Origin of the sequence: Streptococcus loxodontisalivarius (assembly GCF_016908645.1) — a bacterium.
Taxonomy (GTDB): domain Bacteria; phylum Bacillota; class Bacilli; order Lactobacillales; family Streptococcaceae; genus Streptococcus; species Streptococcus loxodontisalivarius.
Genome location: NZ_JAFBEH010000008.1, coordinates 1 through 19,085, shown reverse-complemented (window position 1 = coordinate 19,085; position 19,085 = coordinate 1). Strand labels below are relative to the sequence as shown.

The 19,085-nt window shown below is 43.2% G+C and carries 15 protein-coding genes, 1 tRNA gene and 1 other RNA gene; 9 read left to right on the top strand and 8 right to left on the bottom strand.

Annotated features, from left to right (window positions below; translation table 11 throughout):
• Positions 1-2 precede the first annotated feature (2 nt).
• Positions 3-1,214 (bottom strand): glycosyltransferase family 8 protein, encoded by a 1,212-nt coding sequence (locus tag JOC28_RS02820; protein ID WP_205009130.1) that lies wholly within the window; start codon positions 1,212-1,214, stop codon positions 3-5.
• A gap of 101 nt (positions 1,215-1,315) precedes the next feature.
• Positions 1,316-1,786 carry a DUF3013 family protein gene (locus tag JOC28_RS02815; protein WP_205009129.1) on the bottom strand — a complete coding sequence of 157 codons (471 nt, stop codon included), beginning with the start codon at positions 1,784-1,786 and terminating at the stop codon, positions 1,316-1,318.
• A 186-nt stretch (positions 1,787-1,972) separates the two neighbouring features.
• Here JOC28_RS02815 and JOC28_RS02810 point away from each other — a divergent pair, with 186 nt between their 5' ends.
• The 5 genes from JOC28_RS02810 to JOC28_RS02790 all read left to right on the top strand — a co-directional run bounded on the left by JOC28_RS02810 (position 1,973) and on the right by JOC28_RS02790 (position 6,609).
• Positions 1,973-4,273, top strand: coding sequence for an amidase family protein (locus JOC28_RS02810; protein ID WP_205009128.1), 2,301 nt, complete (start codon positions 1,973-1,975; stop codon positions 4,271-4,273).
• Positions 4,274-4,504: 231 nt separating this feature from the next.
• A complete protein-coding gene (locus tag JOC28_RS02805; protein ID WP_205009127.1) occupies positions 4,505-4,996 on the top strand; it encodes a GNAT family N-acetyltransferase in 492 nt (163 codons plus the stop codon).
• On the top strand, positions 4,989-6,257 hold the full coding sequence (locus tag JOC28_RS02800) for a replication-associated recombination protein A (RefSeq protein ID WP_205009126.1): 1,269 nt from the start codon (positions 4,989-4,991) through the stop codon (positions 6,255-6,257). The genes JOC28_RS02805 and JOC28_RS02800 overlap by 8 nt, the downstream gene beginning before the upstream one ends.
• A gap of 78 nt (positions 6,258-6,335) precedes the next feature.
• A non-coding RNA gene (gene ssrS, locus JOC28_RS02795) (6S RNA) lies at positions 6,336-6,532 on the top strand.
• 4 nt (positions 6,533-6,536) lie between these two features.
• Positions 6,537-6,609: transfer RNA gene (locus tag JOC28_RS02790), tRNA-Lys, on the top strand.
• A 520-nt stretch (positions 6,610-7,129) separates the two neighbouring features.
• Here JOC28_RS02790 and JOC28_RS02785 read toward each other — a convergent pair.
• A complete protein-coding gene (locus JOC28_RS02785) occupies positions 7,130-8,017 on the bottom strand; it encodes a LysR family transcriptional regulator (protein ID WP_205009125.1) in 888 nt (295 codons plus the stop codon).
• Positions 8,018-8,327: 310 nt separating this feature from the next.
• Between JOC28_RS02785 and JOC28_RS02780 the strand changes: the two genes are divergently transcribed.
• From JOC28_RS02780 to JOC28_RS02770, 3 genes are all read left to right on the top strand, one after another.
• The gene (locus JOC28_RS02780) at positions 8,328-8,699 is read left to right on the top strand and encodes a nuclear transport factor 2 family protein (protein WP_205009124.1); all 372 of its coding nucleotides are present in this window, start codon (positions 8,328-8,330) and stop codon (positions 8,697-8,699) included.
• A gap of 345 nt (positions 8,700-9,044) precedes the next feature.
• The gene (locus JOC28_RS02775; protein ID WP_205009123.1) at positions 9,045-9,629 is read left to right on the top strand and encodes an NAD(P)H-binding protein; all 585 of its coding nucleotides are present in this window, start codon (positions 9,045-9,047) and stop codon (positions 9,627-9,629) included.
• A 12-nt stretch (positions 9,630-9,641) separates the two neighbouring features.
• On the top strand, positions 9,642-10,466 hold the full coding sequence (locus tag JOC28_RS02770; RefSeq protein ID WP_205009122.1) for an SDR family oxidoreductase: 825 nt from the start codon (positions 9,642-9,644) through the stop codon (positions 10,464-10,466).
• A 347-nt stretch (positions 10,467-10,813) separates the two neighbouring features.
• On the opposite strand, the gene JOC28_RS02765 is transcribed toward JOC28_RS02770, so the two are convergent.
• Complete coding sequence (locus tag JOC28_RS02765) at positions 10,814-12,178, bottom strand: MFS transporter (RefSeq protein WP_205009121.1); 1,365 nt, start codon at positions 12,176-12,178, stop codon at positions 10,814-10,816.
• Between the two features lie 13 nt (positions 12,179-12,191).
• Positions 12,192-13,406, bottom strand: a complete 1,215-nt coding sequence (locus JOC28_RS02760; protein ID WP_205009120.1) for an amidohydrolase — start codon at positions 13,404-13,406, stop codon at positions 12,192-12,194.
• A gap of 251 nt (positions 13,407-13,657) precedes the next feature.
• Here JOC28_RS02760 and JOC28_RS02755 point away from each other — a divergent pair, with 251 nt between their 5' ends.
• Entirely contained in the window at positions 13,658-14,344 is a 687-nt protein-coding gene (locus JOC28_RS02755) for a YoaK family protein (protein ID WP_205009119.1), read from the top strand.
• Positions 14,345-14,631: 287 nt separating this feature from the next.
• Here JOC28_RS02755 and pgfM1 read toward each other — a convergent pair whose 3' ends face one another.
• The 3 genes from pgfM1 to JOC28_RS02740 form a co-directional block, all read right to left on the bottom strand.
• Entirely contained in the window at positions 14,632-17,532 is a 2,901-nt protein-coding gene (gene pgfM1 / locus JOC28_RS02750; protein ID WP_417774514.1) for a glycosyltransferase PgfM1, read from the bottom strand.
• Positions 17,533-17,600: 68 nt separating this feature from the next.
• Complete coding sequence (gene pgfS / locus JOC28_RS02745; protein WP_205009118.1) at positions 17,601-18,563, bottom strand: glycosyltransferase PgfS; 963 nt, start codon at positions 18,561-18,563, stop codon at positions 17,601-17,603.
• A gap of 168 nt (positions 18,564-18,731) precedes the next feature.
• The coding region (locus tag JOC28_RS02740) for an LPXTG cell wall anchor domain-containing protein (RefSeq protein WP_205009117.1) at positions 18,732-19,085 on the bottom strand (354 nt) is incomplete at its 5' end.

The window sequence follows — 19,085 nt, the reverse complement described above, 5'->3', positions numbered from 1 at the left end:
CCTCACATCTCTTTTAAAATCGTCACCAATCTGTCAATAGCTTGATTTTCGATAAGATGATAGCTGTCTGATTCCAACAAAAAGTCACTGACAGTAGATTTGAAGGCATAGATTGGCTTTTGAGCTGCTAGGACCAAATCCAAAATTTCCTTGAACTTAGTGCCGTAATTGATATCAAGGTAGACGTCCACCTCTTTAATCAAATCCTCCAGCAGATAACCGATAACCTTGGGGTGAAGAAGGACATTTTCATACTGGTCCAGTCTCTTAAGATTTGGCCCCATATCCGTGAAGGCTGCGATATGAAAGATCACATCCTCTAACTGCTGAGCAAGGTACTCGATACCCTCCAATGATTCGGTATTGGTCACAATAAGCGCCTGCTTCTTTGGAATTTCTGCCATCTGAGACTGCACGCGCACGCCCCATTTGGCTAAAATCTGTGTCCAATCCATCAAGTGATATTGCCACCAAACCTCTCTCAAACGCCCAGAAGAATGGGTATTCCAGGGTTTGTCATCAGAGACATAGTGGAGAATCAAAGGGAGAGGATCCAAACGCAACTGGAAAATCTCTCTTTGACCATAATAAGCTGCGCCCCTATCATAACCAATCTGAAAATTATAGTCATGTGGCAACTCAAGGTAATTGTGTCCCAAAAGCATATTTAAAATACTCTGGTCACCCTCTGGCACCTCGGTATATTTCTGATTGGTCAGCTGAATCAACTGCTCAAAAATGCCCTCTGCCTTCCAGCGCTTGTTATTGATTAACATAACACCTGCATTGAAACCATGACCATAGCCAAAGGCTGCATGTGAAGCTGCTAGATAATAATCATTGATATCTTGATTAAAGAAGCCAGACAAGTCTCCCGTCACCAACAAATCACTATCTAAGTAGAGGACCTTATCCTCTGAAACATACTCAGGAATAAAGTAGCGAGCGAAGGTCATCTGATTGATATGATAGAGATTCTGATCTATGGTCCAGCTTTGATTAAATCGTCGGTCAAAAAGTTTAACATCCACCAAATCAGACCCTAGACTCCTTAAAAGTCTTCTGTGGTGGATAAACCACTCCTTGGGAATGTCTTGGTTAAAAATATAAATCCTGAGCTCTTTATTGTGGTAGCAGATTGACTTCAAGGTAGTCTCAATTGATCTGATGTACTTGTAATCACCTGCTAAAACAAGGGCCTTTTCTTTTGTCATAATGGTTGAAGTCCTCTGATATGATTCCAAACGACGCTCCACTTAGTTGTCTCTAGTCACACTGCCTCTCTCCATAGCAGGGCACCTAAAGTCGATACTCTCTAGTATCTCGGATAAGGATAAAAGTCTGTCTCTTTCAGTTCTGCTCTGCCATTTTCAAAAGCATCCGCATCCCAAGAAAGACCGAACTCTTCGATACTGTCATCTGAGAGGAAGTCCATGAGGTCGCTCAGCCCTTCTGTGGCAACCTCGTTGAGGGTCTGGGCAAAGTAAGCCAGAAACTCACGCGACAAACCCTTCTTAGGCTCGTAGGGGATGGTCACCAGATAGTCCTCGGCATCAAAGCGAGACTTGGCAGGGTTGTAGAAAAGCACATAATCCTCAAAGACGATGTCCTCGCTACTAGTCTCTCCCTGGTCGTCCACGGTCTCAATCGCAGAGCTATTTTGTGCCTCTAGGACAAAGGTCACCTCAAGAGCGTGGTTCTTCTTGTCCCAGTCCATCGCAAAGTCATAGTTCAAGTGCTTGTCTAGTTCTTCTTCCAGAACAGACAAAAATCCAAATTTAGCCATTTTAAATCCTTATTTTCTATTTAGTCTTTTTTATTATAGCATTTTTTAAACTCAGAATTTAATGATTACTTCCATAATACTGGGTTCAGAAATGTTTGGAAACGTTTTATTTTTTCTTTTTTAGCAACTTTAGTAAAATAGTTTTCGTATCCTTAGGGAGATGATTAGAAAAAGAGGAATAATAGTATGACAAATAAGCACAGACAAGCCCCATCCTATGCCAGACAAATACTTCTAACAAGTCTCATTATCGGAGCAGGCTTATCAGTCCTAACACCCAATATCAAGGCTGACGAGGAAACTACAGTTACTAGTGAAACTAGTATTACTATCAGTCAAGAAGCTAGCACTACCACTTCAACTCAAACGACTAGTCCAACCCTTGCTAGCTCAGAAGCCAATCCCACTACAGAAACTGAGACTAGCAATCAAGCTGTCATCAGTAATCCAGCTAGCAGCGAGACAAGTCCTAGTGTAGAAGCAAGAGAGGCTACAGATAGCTCTACAGAGCAGCAAACAACTGCTACCCTAACGGAGGATCAATCAAGTCAACAAGAGCTGATTACACTCGATGACTATAAGCAGGCTTCAGCTACACAGCTAGCTGAATGGGTGAGAGATAATCGTGTCAGTGGACAAGAGTTGATTGATTTTGCCCTACAAGCCATCCAAGAAACTAATCCTGATTTAAATGATGTTATTAGTCTTCGTGAAGAATTAGCCAGACAAGAAAGTGATGCTTTGGTCGACGAAGGACAACCTTTTTTCAAAGTTCCTATTCTCCTTAAAGGCCTAGGTCATACTATTTCAGGCAGCAGCAACACCAATGGGCTCGTCTTCTTAAAAGATCAAACCACTAAGGGCACAAGTGCTTACGTTAAGCAGCTGCAGAAAGCTGGTTTTATTGTCATTGGACAGACAGCTTTTCCAGAAATGGGGTGGATTAACGTTACCAATTCAGATCTCTACGGAGTCACTCATAACCCTTGGAATCTGGCTGCCAATCCTGGAGGTTCATCAGGAGGTTCTGCGGCAGCTGTTGCCAGTGGCCAAGTAGCTATCGCAAGCGCCTCAGATGGTGGAGGCTCAACTCGCATTCCTGCCTCATGGACTGGACTTGTCGGACTCCACCCAAGTCGTGGAATCCTAGAAGGTAATGCAGCCTCAAGCACCAGCAATGTCAGCAGCTTTGCCATTACTAAAAATATACAAGATACAAGTACTCTCTTTGAAACGCTACTTAAAGAGTCCTCAAAAGAACTGCAGACACAAGAGCTTTTAACAACAGATATTCCCATAGCCTACACCACTAAAACACCTGCTGGAACACCAATCAGTCCAGATGCTGTCAAGGCTGTCGAAGAAGCAGTTGCCTTTTTACAACAAGCTGGTTTTACGACTATTCAAGTTGACTACCCCATTGATGGGCAGGCTATGATGCAAGATTACTACACTATCATTGCTGCCAGTGCAACCAGTGTCAATCTGATGGCTCAACAAAAGTTGAAACACTCACTCACAAAAGATGATAGCGAACTTCTGACATGGGCTCTATATCAAACTGGTAAAACACTCAGCAAAGCAGATACACAAAGGGCTTGGGAGCATGTTGCTCAGTTAACCGAGCAGCTCAATCAATTTTACGAAACATATCCTATTTTTCTGACACCAACAACTGCCTATCCTGCTCCTAGCGCTGATTATAACCATATTCCAGAAAATCTAAAACCTCTTATGGAAGATATGAGTCAACTTACTAAGGAAGAAAGACTAGACCTCATTTACCAACAATGGTTGCCTGCTTGGACCCTGACACCTTTTACCCAGCTCGCAAACCTTACAGGAACACCTTCCTTAACGTTACCGACATACGTCACTGATGAGGGGCTTCCTCTAGGTATCTTGGTCAATAGCAAAGCCAACAACGATCGCCTTCTCCTACAACTCGGAAAAATCTTTGAAGAGGGAGGACTGTTTAAAACATACTATCAAGAAAAAGAGACTACCGAAACGGTAACTCTAACTTATCAGACCCAATATGTTGATAACAGTGATCTTCCACTAGGTCAAATCCATATTATCCCAGGACAAAATGGGCTAGAAGAAAAGACCTATAGAGTCTACTATCAAGCTGGCAAAGAATACAAGAGAGTTCTTCTTCGTTCTACTATTATCCTAGACACTATCAATCAAGTTATTGAAATCGGAAAACAAAATCAAGATATAGCGGAAGAACCAACCATTACAGTTAGCTATCAAGCTGAAAGTTTCTCCCATCATAATCAAGAAAAACTCCCTAATAACATCACTCTTTCAACTAGTCCATTAGGTACAAAAGTTAAACAAGATTCCTCTCAAACACAGGAAAGTAAGCTCCCTCAAACAGGAAGCACAGAAACATGGAACATCAGTCTTTTAGGATTTCTTAGCTTAACCCTAACTATACTTGGCTTCAAACAAGGTTCAAAAAATAATACGTTGCTTTAACCTACCCTCTTTATGTTACAATAGTCTCAATGATTAACCATTGAGACTATCTTTACATTGTGTTAAAAGAGTCAGCTAAGAAAAACTCTACATAAAAAATAGAAAGGATTTGAACACGGGACTAAGATCTAGAAGAAAAGATGAACTTCCTAGTGTCTGACGACACTTCGTCAGTTCCCTATTTCTTTACGAAAATTTTCGGTAAACCGAACCGTCCCTTTGTATCATGTTATGATTATCAGACCTATGCAGGACTGCGACCGTGAGGCAGTTCTGACCTTACAAAATACTGGCTGGACGGCTCTCACCTCGCCTGTCTATGACCGAAAGTGGACTGAGAAAGACTTGGAGAAGAATCTGGCAAATGGCATATCCTTCTTTGTCGCTGAGGTCGATGATAAAATCGCTGGCGTCTTGGACTTCGGTCCCTACTATCCCTTCCCAGCAGGCAAGCATGTTGCCACTTTTGGCATTCTCATCGCTGAAGCCTACCAAGGTCAGGGTCTGGGCAAGTCTCTCTTGAAAGCTCTGCTAACTGAGGCTAAGGCTCAAGGTTACACCAAGACTGCCATGCACGTCATGGGCAGCAACAGCACAGCCATTTCCCTCTATCAAAAGTACGGTTTCAAGGAGGAAGCTCGCTTGACCAAGGCCTTTCAGATTGACGGAAACTACGTCGACGGGCTCATTTTCGCCAAGGATTTGGAGGACGACTATGCCTGATAACCTAGCCTTACGCATGCGTCCTCGCAACATCTCTGAGATTATCGGTCAGAAGCACCTGGTCGGTGAGGGCAAGATTATTCGCCGCATGGTGGAAGCCAACATGTTGTCTTCCATGATTCTCTACGGTCCTCCCGGCATCGGGAAGACCTCAATCGCTAGCGCTATCGCAGGGGCAACCAAGTTTGCCTTTCGGACCTTCAACGCCACTGTTGATAGTAAAAAGCGCCTGCAGGAAATCGCCGAGGAAGCTAAATTTTCTGGTGGACTGGTTCTGTTATTGGATGAGATCCACCGCCTAGATAAGACCAAGCAGGATTTTCTCCTCCCTCTGCTGGAGAATGGCAATATTATTATGATTGGTGCCACCACTGAAAATCCCTTTTTCTCAGTCACACCAGCCATCCGCTCCCGAGTGCAGATTTTTGAGCTAGAGCCATTGTCCAATGATGACATCAAGGAAGCCATTGACCGAGCTCTCAATGATAAGGAAAGAGGTTTTTTCTTTGAAGTTCTCTTAGATGATGATGCTCGTGACTTTATTGCGACAGCTACTAATGGCGATCTGCGCTCTGCCTATAATTCATTAGATCTAGCTGTTATGTCCACTCCAGAAAATGAGCAAAGGCAGCGCCATATCACTCTGGATACTGTTGAAAACAGCTTACAGCGTAGCTATATTACCATGGATAAGGATGGCGACGGGCACTATGATGTCCTGTCGGCTCTCCAAAAGTCTATTCGTGGGTCTGATGTCAATGCTAGTCTTCACTACGCAGCAAGACTGGTGGAGGCGGGCGACCTGCCTAGTCTGGCCAGACGGCTGACGGTTATCGCCTATGAGGATATTGGGCTGGCTAATCCTGAGGCACAGATACATACGGTGACCGCTCTGGACGCTGCGCAGAAAATTGGTTTTCCTGAAGCTCGTATCCTGATTGCCAATGTGGTCATTGATTTGGCACTATCGCCTAAGTCAAACTCTGCCTATGTCGCTATGGATGCGGCTCTTGCAGACCTGAGAAAGTCTGGAAATCTGCCTATTCCAAGGCATTTGCGAGATGGGCACTACTCTGGTAGCAAGGAGCTGGGCAATGCTCAGGGCTACCTCTATCCACATGCCTATCCTGAAAAGTGGGTCAAGCAGCAATACCTTCCTGATAAGCTACTGGGTAAAAATTATTTCGATCCCAATGAAACTGGAAAATATGAGCGAGCACTAGCAGCCAACAAAGAGCGTATTGACAAGCTTTCTCAGTAACTCTTTAGAAAACGTTTGCACTTTTTTGAGATTTCCTCTTGAAATTATTTTGAAAAGTGGTATCATAAGTACATAGAAATCTTGCTGTGGTATACGAATTCACATCTAAGTGTTGACCGACTAATTTTTGTATTTTTCGGGAGACAAAGGTTCTCTGACAGTGTGCAAGCTGGCTCACCCAGAAGCGACTGAAGTTAGAGACGCGTCGCCCACCTGCTTTATACGTCGCGGGTTCAATACAAAACGTGAATTATCGGTACCAATACAGCTCTTTCTTATGCCTCCTTAGCTCAGTTGGTAGAGCAGTGGACTCTTAATCCATGGGTCACAGGTTCGAGCCCTGTAGGGGGTATGATAAGACAGAAAAAAGCCCAAATGGGCTTTTTTGCTTGGCTGAAAATATATTGCATTCTTTTAAGGATGTTTTAAGACGACAACTATATACTATACTCAATCCTAAATAAACTTTTCTTTTTCATAAATCTCCTAAGTAGGCTCTACTTCCTTGTTGAGCTTACTTTTTGTTTTCAGCAGGCATAACCTGTGAGAGACAGATTTTTAAATCCTTGATTTCCTTTAAGAATCATTTAAGCATGGCTTTATATACTATAACCATCCTAAAACTTTCACCGAACACATTCGGTATCCGCCACTGTAAATGGGCTAAAGCCCAAACAGTGGACGTATCTTTTTCATAAATCTCCTAAAAGAACGTTGAAAACTCATCGTTCTTTTATTTTATTTTGTCAAGGGTGACTTTCCCATTTCTGGGTCACCCCTTCAAAAGTCCACTGGACTTTTGAACTACCTAAAGGTATCCGTACCCGTAAATCTCCTAAACAAGCCCAACTTTCAAAGTTGGGTTTGTTTTTTTATAAATTCAATTCCGACTGCTGATAGAGGTCGCTAAGAATATCGATAAGGACTTTAATGCTAGGGGTGCGGTTGTCTTGATGGATCACCAGAACATAGTCAAATTCTTCTGGGCAGTCAAAGGGGATCCAAGCAAATTGTTCTGAGTGGTCATTAAGATATCCTGGTGACAGACAGATTGCCTTGCCACTAGCAACCTGAATAAGGGTAAAATCATGTGTTGGGCTGTTGTAGGTATGGATTGGTACGGTGTCTACTACTCTCTGCTGAACCTTACGCAGGGTAGGCGAAGATCCTCCATTGACCAAAAGAGTCCGCCCTGCCAAATCTTCCGTCCTAACCTTGTCCAGCTCTGCCAATTTATCCGACTGCTGACAAAGGAGATAGATGTGGCTGACAAAAAGCGGGTGAATGGCAACTCCAGTCAGCTTCTCCGCCTCATCACGTGGTAGCAAAATCATATCCAAATCCCTCTGCATAAAGGCAGAAATCGTATCGCTGACCGCCTGAATCTCTGGCACAATCTGCACCGTCGGCTGCTTCTCCTCAAACAAACGCATAGCCTCTGGCAGATAGTAGAGGGTCGAACGGGCAGGAAAGCCCAGCTTAATCGAACTCTGATAAGCCTCCCCCATATTCTGCGCCTGCTCGATGGCAAACTGAAGCTCTCTCGAAATCCTCTGCAGAGAGGTAACAAGCTCCTGACCTGCAGGTGTCATGCGGATACTCTTTCCGATACGGTCGAAAATAGCAAAGCCCACTTCCTCTTCAATCACCTTGATTTGGTAAGATAGAGATGGCTGAGAGATATAGAGATTTTCAGCTGCGCGACTCAAATTCAAAGTCTTAGCTGTCTCGATAAGATAGGTCATTTGTTTACTATTCATAGCGCCTCTTATATAGTGGACTGAGAAAGGAATTAGAACAAGCCCTAAAATTCAATCGTTTTTGGCGGGCTTTGTATCATTCAATAGGACTAGGCAAGGAGTTGCAGATAGAACTGACGTTCATCAAAGCGACTTAACGACGTCCTAACCTTTATTCAGTTCACTATAAAATTTTTAAATAAATAATAGAAAATAAGTATTGGATAATTTTATTATAGAGAATTATACTAGAGTCATCAAGTGAAAATGAACGAGGGAACAGCAACAAGCTGGAAGGTCCCTTTGTATCTTAATGAAAGGAAGGTCAGCTATGTCAGACCGCGAAATTCTCATTAATATCTACCGTGACATCAACCAAGCCATGGTAGACAGAGATACTGAAAAACTCCAAAAAATTCTCAAGGAAGACACGCTCTTGGTACACATGACTGGCTATCAGCAACCCGTTTCTGAATGGTTAGACCAAATCGACAGCCAAGAGATGAAATACTACTCTTGGAAAGAGGAGGCTATCAAAGATATCCAAATCAATGGTGACAAGGCAAGTCTGATTGGGCAAAGCCGTGTTAAAGCTCGCATTTGGGGAGCTGGTCCTTCTGTCTGGCCTCTTCAAATTCACATGTTCTTTCAAAAAATTGACGGCCGCTGGCAAGTTATCAAACAGGTCGCTAGCACTTATTAGAACAATTTTCGTTGGTACTCGCCTACTATAAACAAAGATTTACTGAGTAACAAGATTAAAAATCTCTATAATAAAACCATAAAAGTATAGAAGTACCAGCTGTGCTGTGGGACGACTGAAGTTCTAAAACAGTCTAGGATACTGTTTTAAGTGACCAAGTTGCTTTTCGCCGTAGTGAAAGTGCTAGAACTGAAAGCTTCTAGCACGAGGGGGTAGCGAGACCCAGGCTCGCTAAAAAGGAATGGAACGACAAAGTCGGTCGCTTCCGCCCCGCACTACTTAAGAAAAGCAATAAAGTAGAAAATCCAACAATGGAAGTGATTTTACTAAAAGAAAGGAAATCAAATGACAAAAGTAACCATTATCGGTGCGACAGGTTCTCTCGGTCGTGCCGCACAAAAAGCTCTCTTGGAACAGACAGATGCGGAGCTAGTTCTCTACGCTCGCTCTGCTGACCGTCTAGAAGATCAGGCTAGAACGACTCGCTTGGCAGCAGATGTCTCTGATACGGCTACTCTTGAAAATGCTGTCGCTGGGGCAGATTTGGTCTTTGTTGCCCTTTCTGGCAACCTTCCAAAACTCCTCAGCCAAGTCATGACAGCCATGGACAAGGTGGGCAGTAAGCGGATTGTCTTCATTTCATCATACGGTATCTATGGTGAACTTCCTGGACAAAATGGTCGTGTCGATCCTATTTTAAAACCCTACCGCAAGGCTGCTGACTTGTTAGAAGCCTCAGATTTGGATTATACGATATTACGACCAGGATGGTTTGATAATAATAGTGACCAGTCTTATCAACTCTTCCCCAAAGGGGAAATCATCACAGGGAACACCATTGCCCGCTCTGCCATTGCTTCGCTGGTAACAAAAATGGTCCAAAACCCAAGTCAATATCTCAAAGAAAATCTCGGAATTGTTAGAAACTAGGAGGAAAATCTCATGTCTAAAGATGTTTTATTAGTAACTGGTGCAGGTCAACTCTCACTCGCTATCGCTCGCCGTATTGGCTACGGTAAAAAGATTATTCTCGGCGACAAATCGCTTGAAAATGCTAAGAAAATCGGGCAAGTGCTACTTGAAGCTGGCTACGATGTCGAAACAGTTGAGATGGACCTTTCATCTCGTGAGTCAATCAAGGCTATGATTGCCCTTGGACAAACCTTTGGTCCTATCAAATATTTGGTCAATGGTGCCGGTGTCTCACCATCTCAAGCCTCTATCGAAACAGTTCTCAAGGTAGACTTGTACGGAACAGCTGTGCTTTTGGAAGAAGTTGGAAAAGTCATTGAAGCTGGTGGTGCTGGTGTCACCATCTCAAGCCAATCAGGCTTCCGTATGCCTGCCCTTACTGCTGAACAAGATGCTCAATTAGCAACAACAGCAACTGAAGACTTGCTTAGCCTCGACTTCCTTCAAACTGAACATATCACAGATAGCCTCCATGCCTACCAATTGGCAAAACGTGGCAATGAAAAACGTGTTATGGCTGAAGCTGTTAAATGGGGCAAACGAGGTGCCCGTATCAATGACATCGCACCTGGTATTATCGTGACACCGCTTGCCCTAGATGAATTCAACGGACCTCGTGGCGACTTCTACAAAAATATGTTTGCCAAATCACCAGCGGGTCGCCCAGGAACAGCTGACGAAGTCGCTGATGTCGCTGAGCTTATCATGAACGAACGTGCCCAATTCATCACAGGCTCAACCTTCCTTATCGACGGAGGAGCAACCGCAGCCTATTACTATGGAGACCAAGACTAAAATATTTTTTAACCGTTAAGAATGTTTTAAGACGACAGCTGTATACTATAGTTAATCCTAAATAAACTTTCACCGAACAAGTTCGGTATCCACCACTGTAAATGGGCTAAAGCCCAAACAGTGGACGTATCTTTTTCATAAATCTCCTGAAAGAGCGTTGAGAATTCAACGTTTTTTCATTTTATTTTGTCAAAGGGTGACTTTCCCATTTCTGGGTCACCCCTTCAAAAGTCCACTGGACTTTTGAACTCATAAATCTCCTGAAAGAACGTTGAGAATTCAGCGTTCTTTCTTTTTATTTTCCAAAAACAAAACCGTCTCTTCACTTTTGAAAAGACGGTTTGTTCTTATTTTTCGTTAGGTACGATAAGTAAAATTGAGGTGATTGATAGGGCACAGCAGATGAGGTTTGTGATCAAGCCTGAAAGTGCAGCTTGGTCATAATTGCCGCTAGCTGAGAAGGCTAGAAAGACTGTCAGTGAGATAGCTGTTCCTAGGGAATTTCCTAGAGAGCTAGCCATTTTATAAATACCTGATGCTGCTCCGACTTCTGCTTCATCAACGTGTGAAATGGCTGTATCTGTTGATGGCGTAGCATAGATTCCAAGTCCTGTTCCAAAGAGGGCATAACCGATAAAGACAACAACATAGTAGGCTGAGCCTTGAATGTTAACCAAGGTCATCAACAAGACACCGATAAAAGTGATGCATGGTCCCAAAAGCATTGGCTTACGGGCACCCCATTTTTTCAAGAGAACTTCACCGATACGAATGGTAATCAAAACGCAGGCAAGATAGCCCAGAGACAGAAGACCTGATGTTGATGCACTCAAACCACGTCCTTTTTGAAGGTAGGTATTGATGACAATAAGCGTACCTGCAACGGTATTGAGAAGGAAGTTTGACAGACTAGCTCCCAAGAAATACTTGTTGCTAAAGAGTTTAAAGTCGATAAACTTGATTGTCTTACTCTTCTCAACAAAGTAGAAGATTGCTAGTGAGATAGCAAAAATGGCTAGGTAAATCAGTGTCTTACTTGCAAAACCATTTTCCTTAACAGAGGTAATACCCAAGTTCAGCGCCAGCATTGACACAATGAAAATCACAAGCCCCAAGTAGTCGAAGCCCTTGACAGGGTTGTCAACCTTAGACTCAGGTGTTCCCCAAATCAAGGCAAAGCTGGTGACTGAAGCGATGATTGAGAAGATGAAGATATACTTCCAACCCAAGGCACCAGACACAGCACCGCCGAAGAAAGAAGCTAGACCTGTTCCACCCCAAGTCCCCATAGACCAGTAGCTGACAGCACGCTGACGATTTTCACCCTCATAGTAAGCCTTCACCAAAGCCAGGGTCGCAGGCATGATGCAGGCTGAGGCGAAACCTTGGAGGACACGCCCTGCGAGAAATAGCGGAGCGCTCGTCGCAAGGACCAAGCAAAGTGAACCCAGGATGTTAAGCCCAAGTCCAAAGAGTGAGAACTTGACACGACCAAAGCGGTCAGCAAAGCCACCCGCAACAACGATGAAAAGCCCTGCAATCAAAGATGTAATCGATACCCCAGTTGTGATAGTTGCATCTGCCAGTCCCAAAGACTGCTGCACAGCAGGTGAAATATTAAGCAATGACTGAGCAAAGAGCCAGAATGACAAAACAGCAAGAACCAAACCGACAAGCAGTTTGTTGGTTCCGACATAGTTTTCTTGTGACATGAAAAATCTTCTCCTATTTTCCTAGATATGAGTAAGCAGCGATAAGAGCTGCCTTGGTTCCTGTTTCCAAAGTTGGTTGAATAGCTGGCGCAAATTTGGGGCTGTGGTTAGGATAGACATCCTGACCTGCCACAAAGCCACCAAATCCCCAGTAGAGATAAGGAATATCAAAAGCCTGAGCGATGTATGAAAAGTCCTCTGAGGCTGTCATTGGGTCATAGGTGACCACATTTTCCTGACCGAGATAATCTTCAAAGGCTGACGCCACGCGCGCTCTAACCTGAGCGTCATTGGTCGTCAAGGGATAGTTATCAAAGACTGAAATCTCTGGCTCCTCCAGACAGCCCCCTGCCTGACATTCAGCTAGGACGATGCGTCGAATGGCTGCCAACAATTGCTCCTTGACCTCTTCATCATAGGCACGGATATTGAGCAAAAGGGTCGCCTTATCAGGGATAATATTTGCCTTGAGCCCTGCTTGAAATGACCCCACGGTAACGACTGCGAACTTGAAGGGATCTACTTCTCTAGCTACGATGCTCTGCAATTTGGAAACAATAGCAGAGCCAATAACGATGGGGTCAATACTGAGGTTAGGCATGGAACCATGAGCCCCCTGCCCCTTGACCACAACCTTGAGGGAAGCTGCGCTGGAAAGGAAAGGACCGACCTTACTGCCGACCTTGCCCGCCTCTGGCGTCGTCAGAACATGCTGAGCCAGCGCCACATCCGGCTTGGGAATGCGGTCAACCAAGCCGTCTGCAAGCATAGACTTGGCACCAGCCGCAATCTCCTCACCAGGCTGAAAGAGGGCAATGTAAGTCCCAGACCAAGAGTCCTTGTGTTGAGCCAGCGCCCATGCAGCACCCAGTCCAGCTGTGATATGAGTGTCATGACCGCAGGCATGCATAACTGGGACAGTCTGTCCGTCCTTGTCAGTCATTTCAACCTGTGAAGCGTAAGCCAGACCAGTCTCCTCTTTGACAGGCAGACCGTCGATATCTGCTCGAAAGAGCACCTTAGGTCCTGCTCCATTGACCAAGACACCAACAACACCGCCTCCGATGACCTGAGTATCGTAGCCATAGCTTGTTAAAGTCTCTTCAATAAACTTAACCGTCTCACTTTCCTGCATAGACAATTCAGGATGCGCATGAAGATGCTTATAAGTCTCCTCCTGCCAATCCTTAATCTCATCAAGAGATGCCAAGATTTTTTCTAGGGTCATGCTTTTACCTCCATCATAACCTACTATAACTCATTGTGATAGTATAACATGTTTTGACTCAAATCAAAACAATTTTAGAATATTTGGACACGATTTCAGGCTATTTCCGAATATTTATTCTCATTTCAAAACTTATTCAGTTCAAATAAGAAGTGCTATAATAGAAGACATAAAATAAGGATTGGAAAGACCTTACTAGCATCCTCTAGGTCCTCCATCCTTAAAAATCAAGATTATTTGGAGGTATTACCTTGCCAAAACTAAACTACCCTCCCCAACATAGCCGCCTAACTGCTATCCTCCTTGGGCTAATCGGCGGAGCTTTGGACGTCTTTTCTCACATGAGATTTGGTACTCTCGTTGCCACACAGACAGGAAATATTGTTCTCCTTATTTCTGATTTCAACAATCACGGCTTGGAAAGTAGTCTGCTCAAGTGTCTGTCCATCCTCTTCTTTTCCATAGGATTTTTGACAGGGGTCTTCGTTAAAGACAGGGCTAAAACAGCCTTCTGGAGAATTCACAACATCATTCCCTTACTCATCGTTAGTGGAATTCTGCCCTTTCTTCCTCATATCTCCTATCTTTGGGTCATGCTTCTCGCCTTTTCTACTGGGCTTCTCATGATAACCTTTACAGATAGTAAGATTGAGTCACATCCCTATACCATCTTGATGACTTCTGGCAATTACCGTAAGATGCTGGTCTCTTGGTATCGACTGATTGGTCGTCAAAAACAAGACCCTGCCATGAAACGCCAAGCCATCAATTACAGTATCACCGTAGTCAGCTTTATAACAGGCGCAATCATCTCTGCTAGCCTTATTCATCTAGTTTCTGACATGGCTATCTGGTTTGTCACCCTTTGCCTCATCCTAGTCATCTGGCATTACATCAATGTCACCATCCGCTACCACCTGCAAGAAAGTAATCTATAAGAAAAAGTCTTTTTCTTGATACTTCCTTAAGTGATTTCGGGCGTCAGCGACTTCCTACGGAATTCCATGACTAATGTTTGAGCCTCATGTCTCAAACATTCCGAGTATAAGAAATGCTTTTATATAGGCATTTCTTATACTTTCATCACGGCGGAAGTATCTTTTGAGTACTCGCTAACGCTCGCATGAAATCGGAAAATTTATTTTAAACAAGCAGAGCTTTTGTATCCAATTCCGTTGAAAGTTAGGTTTGTCTACATTCTAAAAAAGCGCCAAATGGCGCTTTTTTAGATTTTATTTGTAAAACGGAACTTGAACCAATCATGAATATTCTCTCGCCATTTCAGATAGGCGATAAAGAGGATATCTAGGAGGGAAATCACGATTCCCAGATAAAGTCCAGGTGTTGTGTAGTGCATCTTGATGGTATGCTCTCCAGATGTGATTGGGAAGGATAAGAGGCTACCCCAAGTTTTCTTGGTTTCTACCTTTTTGCCATCCACAGTCACAGTCCAGCCCTTGCTATAAGGAATTGTTGTCATCATGACATCACTGTCATCGGTAATATCAACGGTTCCATCAACACTTGTATTGGTCCAATTGGTTACCGTCATGCTTTGTTTTTCACGTTCTTTGACAACATCTCGAATAGCCTGACCATTGGCACGAACCAGTCCTGCTCCAGTCATATTGACGTCATCATCCGTATCAAAGCGGAATTCCAGCACGGTCTCCTGACCTTCCGTATTATTGGTCAACTGCCAGAGTTGTTTTTGAGAATAGCTCTGCTGATTATTGAGCCACTGATTATTCAGCAAAATAGAGACATGACCTCTTGTCTGCTTAAGCAGATAAGGTGTGAGGAAATAGTAAGTGTAGTTACTCTTAGGAACGACCTTGTAGCGGATAATGCCGAGCTGATTCTTATCAATACGCTTGTAAATCGTTTGTCCGTTAGCATCTGTTGTTTCAGTCATATTTTCAACCTCAACATCAGAGAAACTAAAGAGTTCAAAATAGTTCACATTTGTTCCAGCCATACTATTTAGGATGATATTCTGGTTAGATACAGGATTATTCTGTCCAAACTTTATACTCTGAGTCACCGAATTTGTCCCAAAAGCGATTGAGAAGACATTTGGATTTTCATAGACAACATAACGATCATCTTCATAGACTGTATTTGGATAATTGTCAGGAATATCGAGACGGCTAGTCATGCGTGAGAAGTACATCTTATCAGGATTTGCATTGACTTCTTCTGTCGTGTAATCCTTTCGGTCAACATAATAGCGAACTCCGTAAAGGGCATCTGTCAAAGCAGTTCCGTTGGCATAACGGGTTGCCGCATTAACACCGACATCTCCCATGTAAGAAAAGAGATCAATCGTAGAACCTTCCAAGCTTGAACTAAAACTACTCAAACCAGGATAGGAGATCAAGGACGGCGTTGTGTTAGAGTAGGCAAAGGTCATGGCAATGCGATAGAACTTATCAGAACTATCCTTCTGAATTGCATCCGTCACCTTCTTAACAGAAACTGCTGCATCGCTAAACTTAGCTGCGTCAGCGTAACCCAAGGTCACCTGTGACAGATAGGCATTGTAACCCAGCTCTGCGATGGTCATCAATGCCAAAATAGCAAAGCCTAAACGCTTAGGTCCAAAGTAGAAAATAAGAAAGACGAAGCCAAATGCCATTAGGGTTAATGACAGCTGTGTAAACAAGTATCCCTTACTAAGCAAATTGATACTTAGTGGGATTGCTAGGAGGCAAAGCCCCATCCAAACCACCTTAATCCACTGTTTCTTGTCTAGATATCTCCAAACCAGATAGGCCAACCCAAGGAAGATAGCCGTGATAAGAAGGGCTACAAGCTCTCTATGAGACTTGACAAAGCTAGAGACTGCCTTTGGTTGTTTCGTTGAAATATAGGTATAGGTTTGACTAGCTACATAAAGAGCGCTAGCTCCAACAAGGATACTCCCGATCCCCAAGCCCTTCCAAGTCAGACGAGGGTTCTCATTGATTGCCTGAAAGGCAAGAAGAACCATGAAGAAGGAGAGAATCCATGAAAAACGATAGAAGAATCCAGCTGGATTTTGTCCCATATGCCAGATCTGACTCGTAAATTCGTGGACAAATGACAGGAAGAAGATAAAGACAACAATAGCTGCAGCAATCTTGCGTTCCCTAGCCACTTGAGCAAATTTGAAGAAGAGAATGAAGCCAACAAGAGCGAAGGCTCCAACATAGATATTAGGAAGGTTTGGTCCTGCTGACCAACCAGATGTGGTATCAAAACCACCGATAACCAACTTAGATAGAATATCGAGAGGATTGATTTGCAAGGCCCACTTGAAGGTCATTCCTGTACTTACTTGCCCCTTACTCTCCATCAGGTTGAGCACAACTGGATAGAGCAGCGCAGCTGTTGACACTACTGCCAAGATCGAATAACCCAAAGTCTTTAAGAGAGGCTTAAAGAAAGCTAGCAAAGCTTTTTTCCTAGAATCATGACCAGCCAAACGAGGGGATACATAATAGCAGGCGTAGAGGGCAATGAAGATACAGATCATGTAGCCCATGTAGAATTGCAAGAACATGGTGATCGCTAGGACCAGCATATAACGAAATGGTCTAGCTCCATCCAACAGCTCTTCCAAGGCGATAATCACCAAAGGCAACATAATCATAGCATCATAAAAGATGGTATTCATCTGATAGGAAACCAGCATACCTGACAAGGCATAAGTTGAAGCAAAAATCGGCACCAACCAGGGATGCTTGTCCAGTCCGCGATAGCGTCTAACCAAAAGATAAGCAAAGCTCAAACCAATAGCCCCATAACGCAACCAGATTGTCAGAAAGACAGCCCAGGCAAATTGATTTAAGGGCGTCAGGATATAAATGATGTTAAAGGGACTCAAGAGATAATAAGCCAAAACACCAATCATCGGACCGCCGAGCGACTTGGTAAAGGAGTAAGAGAAGGCAGACAAATCACCTGACAAAATAGATTCCTTCAACAAGCCATAGAAACTAATATACTGCTGACCAAAGTCAACCGCCATCAAGGTCTTTGTCCCAAATGGAAACATTCCCATAAAGGCCCAAACTACCAGAATGATTGTCATTGGTAGTAGCGCACTGAGACTTAAAACCGTGGCTTTTTTATGTTTTTCAATAAAGTTGACAAGAGGTTGACACTTGTTGACAACAACTTGACACCATGAACTTATCTTATTTTTCACGATTATCCCACTCTATCCTCTCTAGCTTCTTCAATATTGGTCTCTCCAACAATGAAGTGGGGCCTGCGTTTAACCTCATAATAGATCTTTCCGATGTACTCTCCAAGAATACCAATTGATATCAACTGAACACCACTAAATAAAATAATAGAGGCAATGGTTGTAAAGTATCCGCTGACAGTATGACCAGGATCTGTAAAGAATCTGACAAACTCAAAGAGCAGATAAATCAGGGCTAAACCAATACTTACGAGACCAAACTGAATGCAAATACGCAGAGGTTTATCATTAAAAGAGATAATCCCTTGAATGGCATAGTTAAAGGATTTTTTGAAGCCAAACTTACTCTTGCCAGCCTGTCTTACCTGATTTTTATACTTGATTACCTTCTCATTGAAGCCAATCCACTCGTACAATCCCTTATTAAAGCGATTATATTCTGGGAGAGCTAGAAATGTATCAACTGCTCGACGGCTCAAAAGCTTCAATTCAGATTTTCCATCAGTCAAACGCACATCCATTGCAAAATTTGAAAAGGCATAGAAAAGGTGAGCAAAGAGGCTCCCTAGACGAGACTCGCCCGTTCGATCACGTTGACCGCTAACCAAGTCGTAGCCTTCTTTATAAGCCGCAATAAACTGTGGAATGAGACTAGGTGGATGCTGTAAATCACCATCCATAACCATGACTGCATCTCCCGTTGCGTATTTAAAGCCCGCTAGAATACCACCCTCACGCCCAAAGTTACGACTCAAGCTGATATAGCGAACATGACTATCCTGCTCTGCAATTTCCTGCATCATTGGAAAAGTCTGGTCCTTACTCCCATCATCAATGTAGAGTAATTCATAATCATCTAGCCTTTGATCTGCTACCAAATCCTCAAGCTGCTTTGACATAGCCGCATGAGTCAGAGCAATCATCTTCTCTTCATTGTAGAAAGTAATCAGTAGTGATAATTTCATAGTGCCTTCCAATCTTTTTCACGAGTTCAAAACTCTTTCTAATAGTTTAACATATTATAAGAAAGAGACAAAGTCTATTAGGTTACAAAAAAGCTACGGAAAACTTTCCGTAGCTAAGCATTCTCAGAACTACGTCTAAGAATACTCCTAAAAATCAAAGTTAAAACACTATGATTTTTTAGATTTAAGATAAATAAATCCTGATACAGATAAACCAATGATAAGTAAACCTAGAATTGATGACCACAATGTTGTGCTTTCTCCTGTACTTGGTAAAGAAGATTTTTTATTTGATTTTACAGGTGTTTTTCCACCCTTATTTGATCCATCTTTACCTGGTAGTACTGTTGTTGGCTCAGTCGTACTTTCTGTTGTCGTCGTTGTTGACTCAGTTGTACTTTCTGTTGTCGTTGTTGTTGGCTCAGTCGTACTTTCTGTTGTCGTTGTTGTTGACTCAGTTGTACTTTCTGTTGTCGTTGTTGTTGGCTCAGTCGTACTTTCTGTTGTCGTTGTTGTTGACTC

What these genes read in the sequence shown, in the direction of transcription:
- JOC28_RS02800 (WP_205009126.1), top strand. Translation starts at nt 4,989, where the DNA reads ATGCCTGATAACCTAGCCTTACGCATGCGTCCTCGCAACATCTCTGAG.
- JOC28_RS02820 (WP_205009130.1), bottom strand. Translation starts at nt 1,214, where the DNA reads ATGACAAAAGAAAAGGCCCTTGTTTTAGCAGGTGATTACAAGTACATC.
- JOC28_RS02760 (WP_205009120.1), bottom strand. Translation starts at nt 13,406, where the DNA reads ATGACCCTAGAAAAAATCTTGGCATCTCTTGATGAGATTAAGGATTGG.
- JOC28_RS02815 (WP_205009129.1), bottom strand. Translation starts at nt 1,786, where the DNA reads ATGGCTAAATTTGGATTTTTGTCTGTTCTGGAAGAAGAACTAGACAAG.
- JOC28_RS02775 (WP_205009123.1), top strand. Translation starts at nt 9,045, where the DNA reads ATGACAAAAGTAACCATTATCGGTGCGACAGGTTCTCTCGGTCGTGCC.
- JOC28_RS02765 (WP_205009121.1), bottom strand. Translation starts at nt 12,178, where the DNA reads ATGTCACAAGAAAACTATGTCGGAACCAACAAACTGCTTGTCGGTTTG.
- JOC28_RS02785 (WP_205009125.1), bottom strand. Translation starts at nt 8,017, where the DNA reads ATGAATAGTAAACAAATGACCTATCTTATCGAGACAGCTAAGACTTTG.
- JOC28_RS02810 (WP_205009128.1), top strand. Translation starts at nt 1,973, where the DNA reads ATGACAAATAAGCACAGACAAGCCCCATCCTATGCCAGACAAATACTT.
- pgfS (WP_205009118.1), bottom strand. Translation starts at nt 18,563, where the DNA reads ATGAAATTATCACTACTGATTACTTTCTACAATGAAGAGAAGATGATT.
- JOC28_RS02805 (WP_205009127.1), top strand. Translation starts at nt 4,505, where the DNA reads ATGATTATCAGACCTATGCAGGACTGCGACCGTGAGGCAGTTCTGACC.
- JOC28_RS02770 (WP_205009122.1), top strand. Translation starts at nt 9,642, where the DNA reads ATGTCTAAAGATGTTTTATTAGTAACTGGTGCAGGTCAACTCTCACTC.
- JOC28_RS02780 (WP_205009124.1), top strand. Translation starts at nt 8,328, where the DNA reads ATGTCAGACCGCGAAATTCTCATTAATATCTACCGTGACATCAACCAA.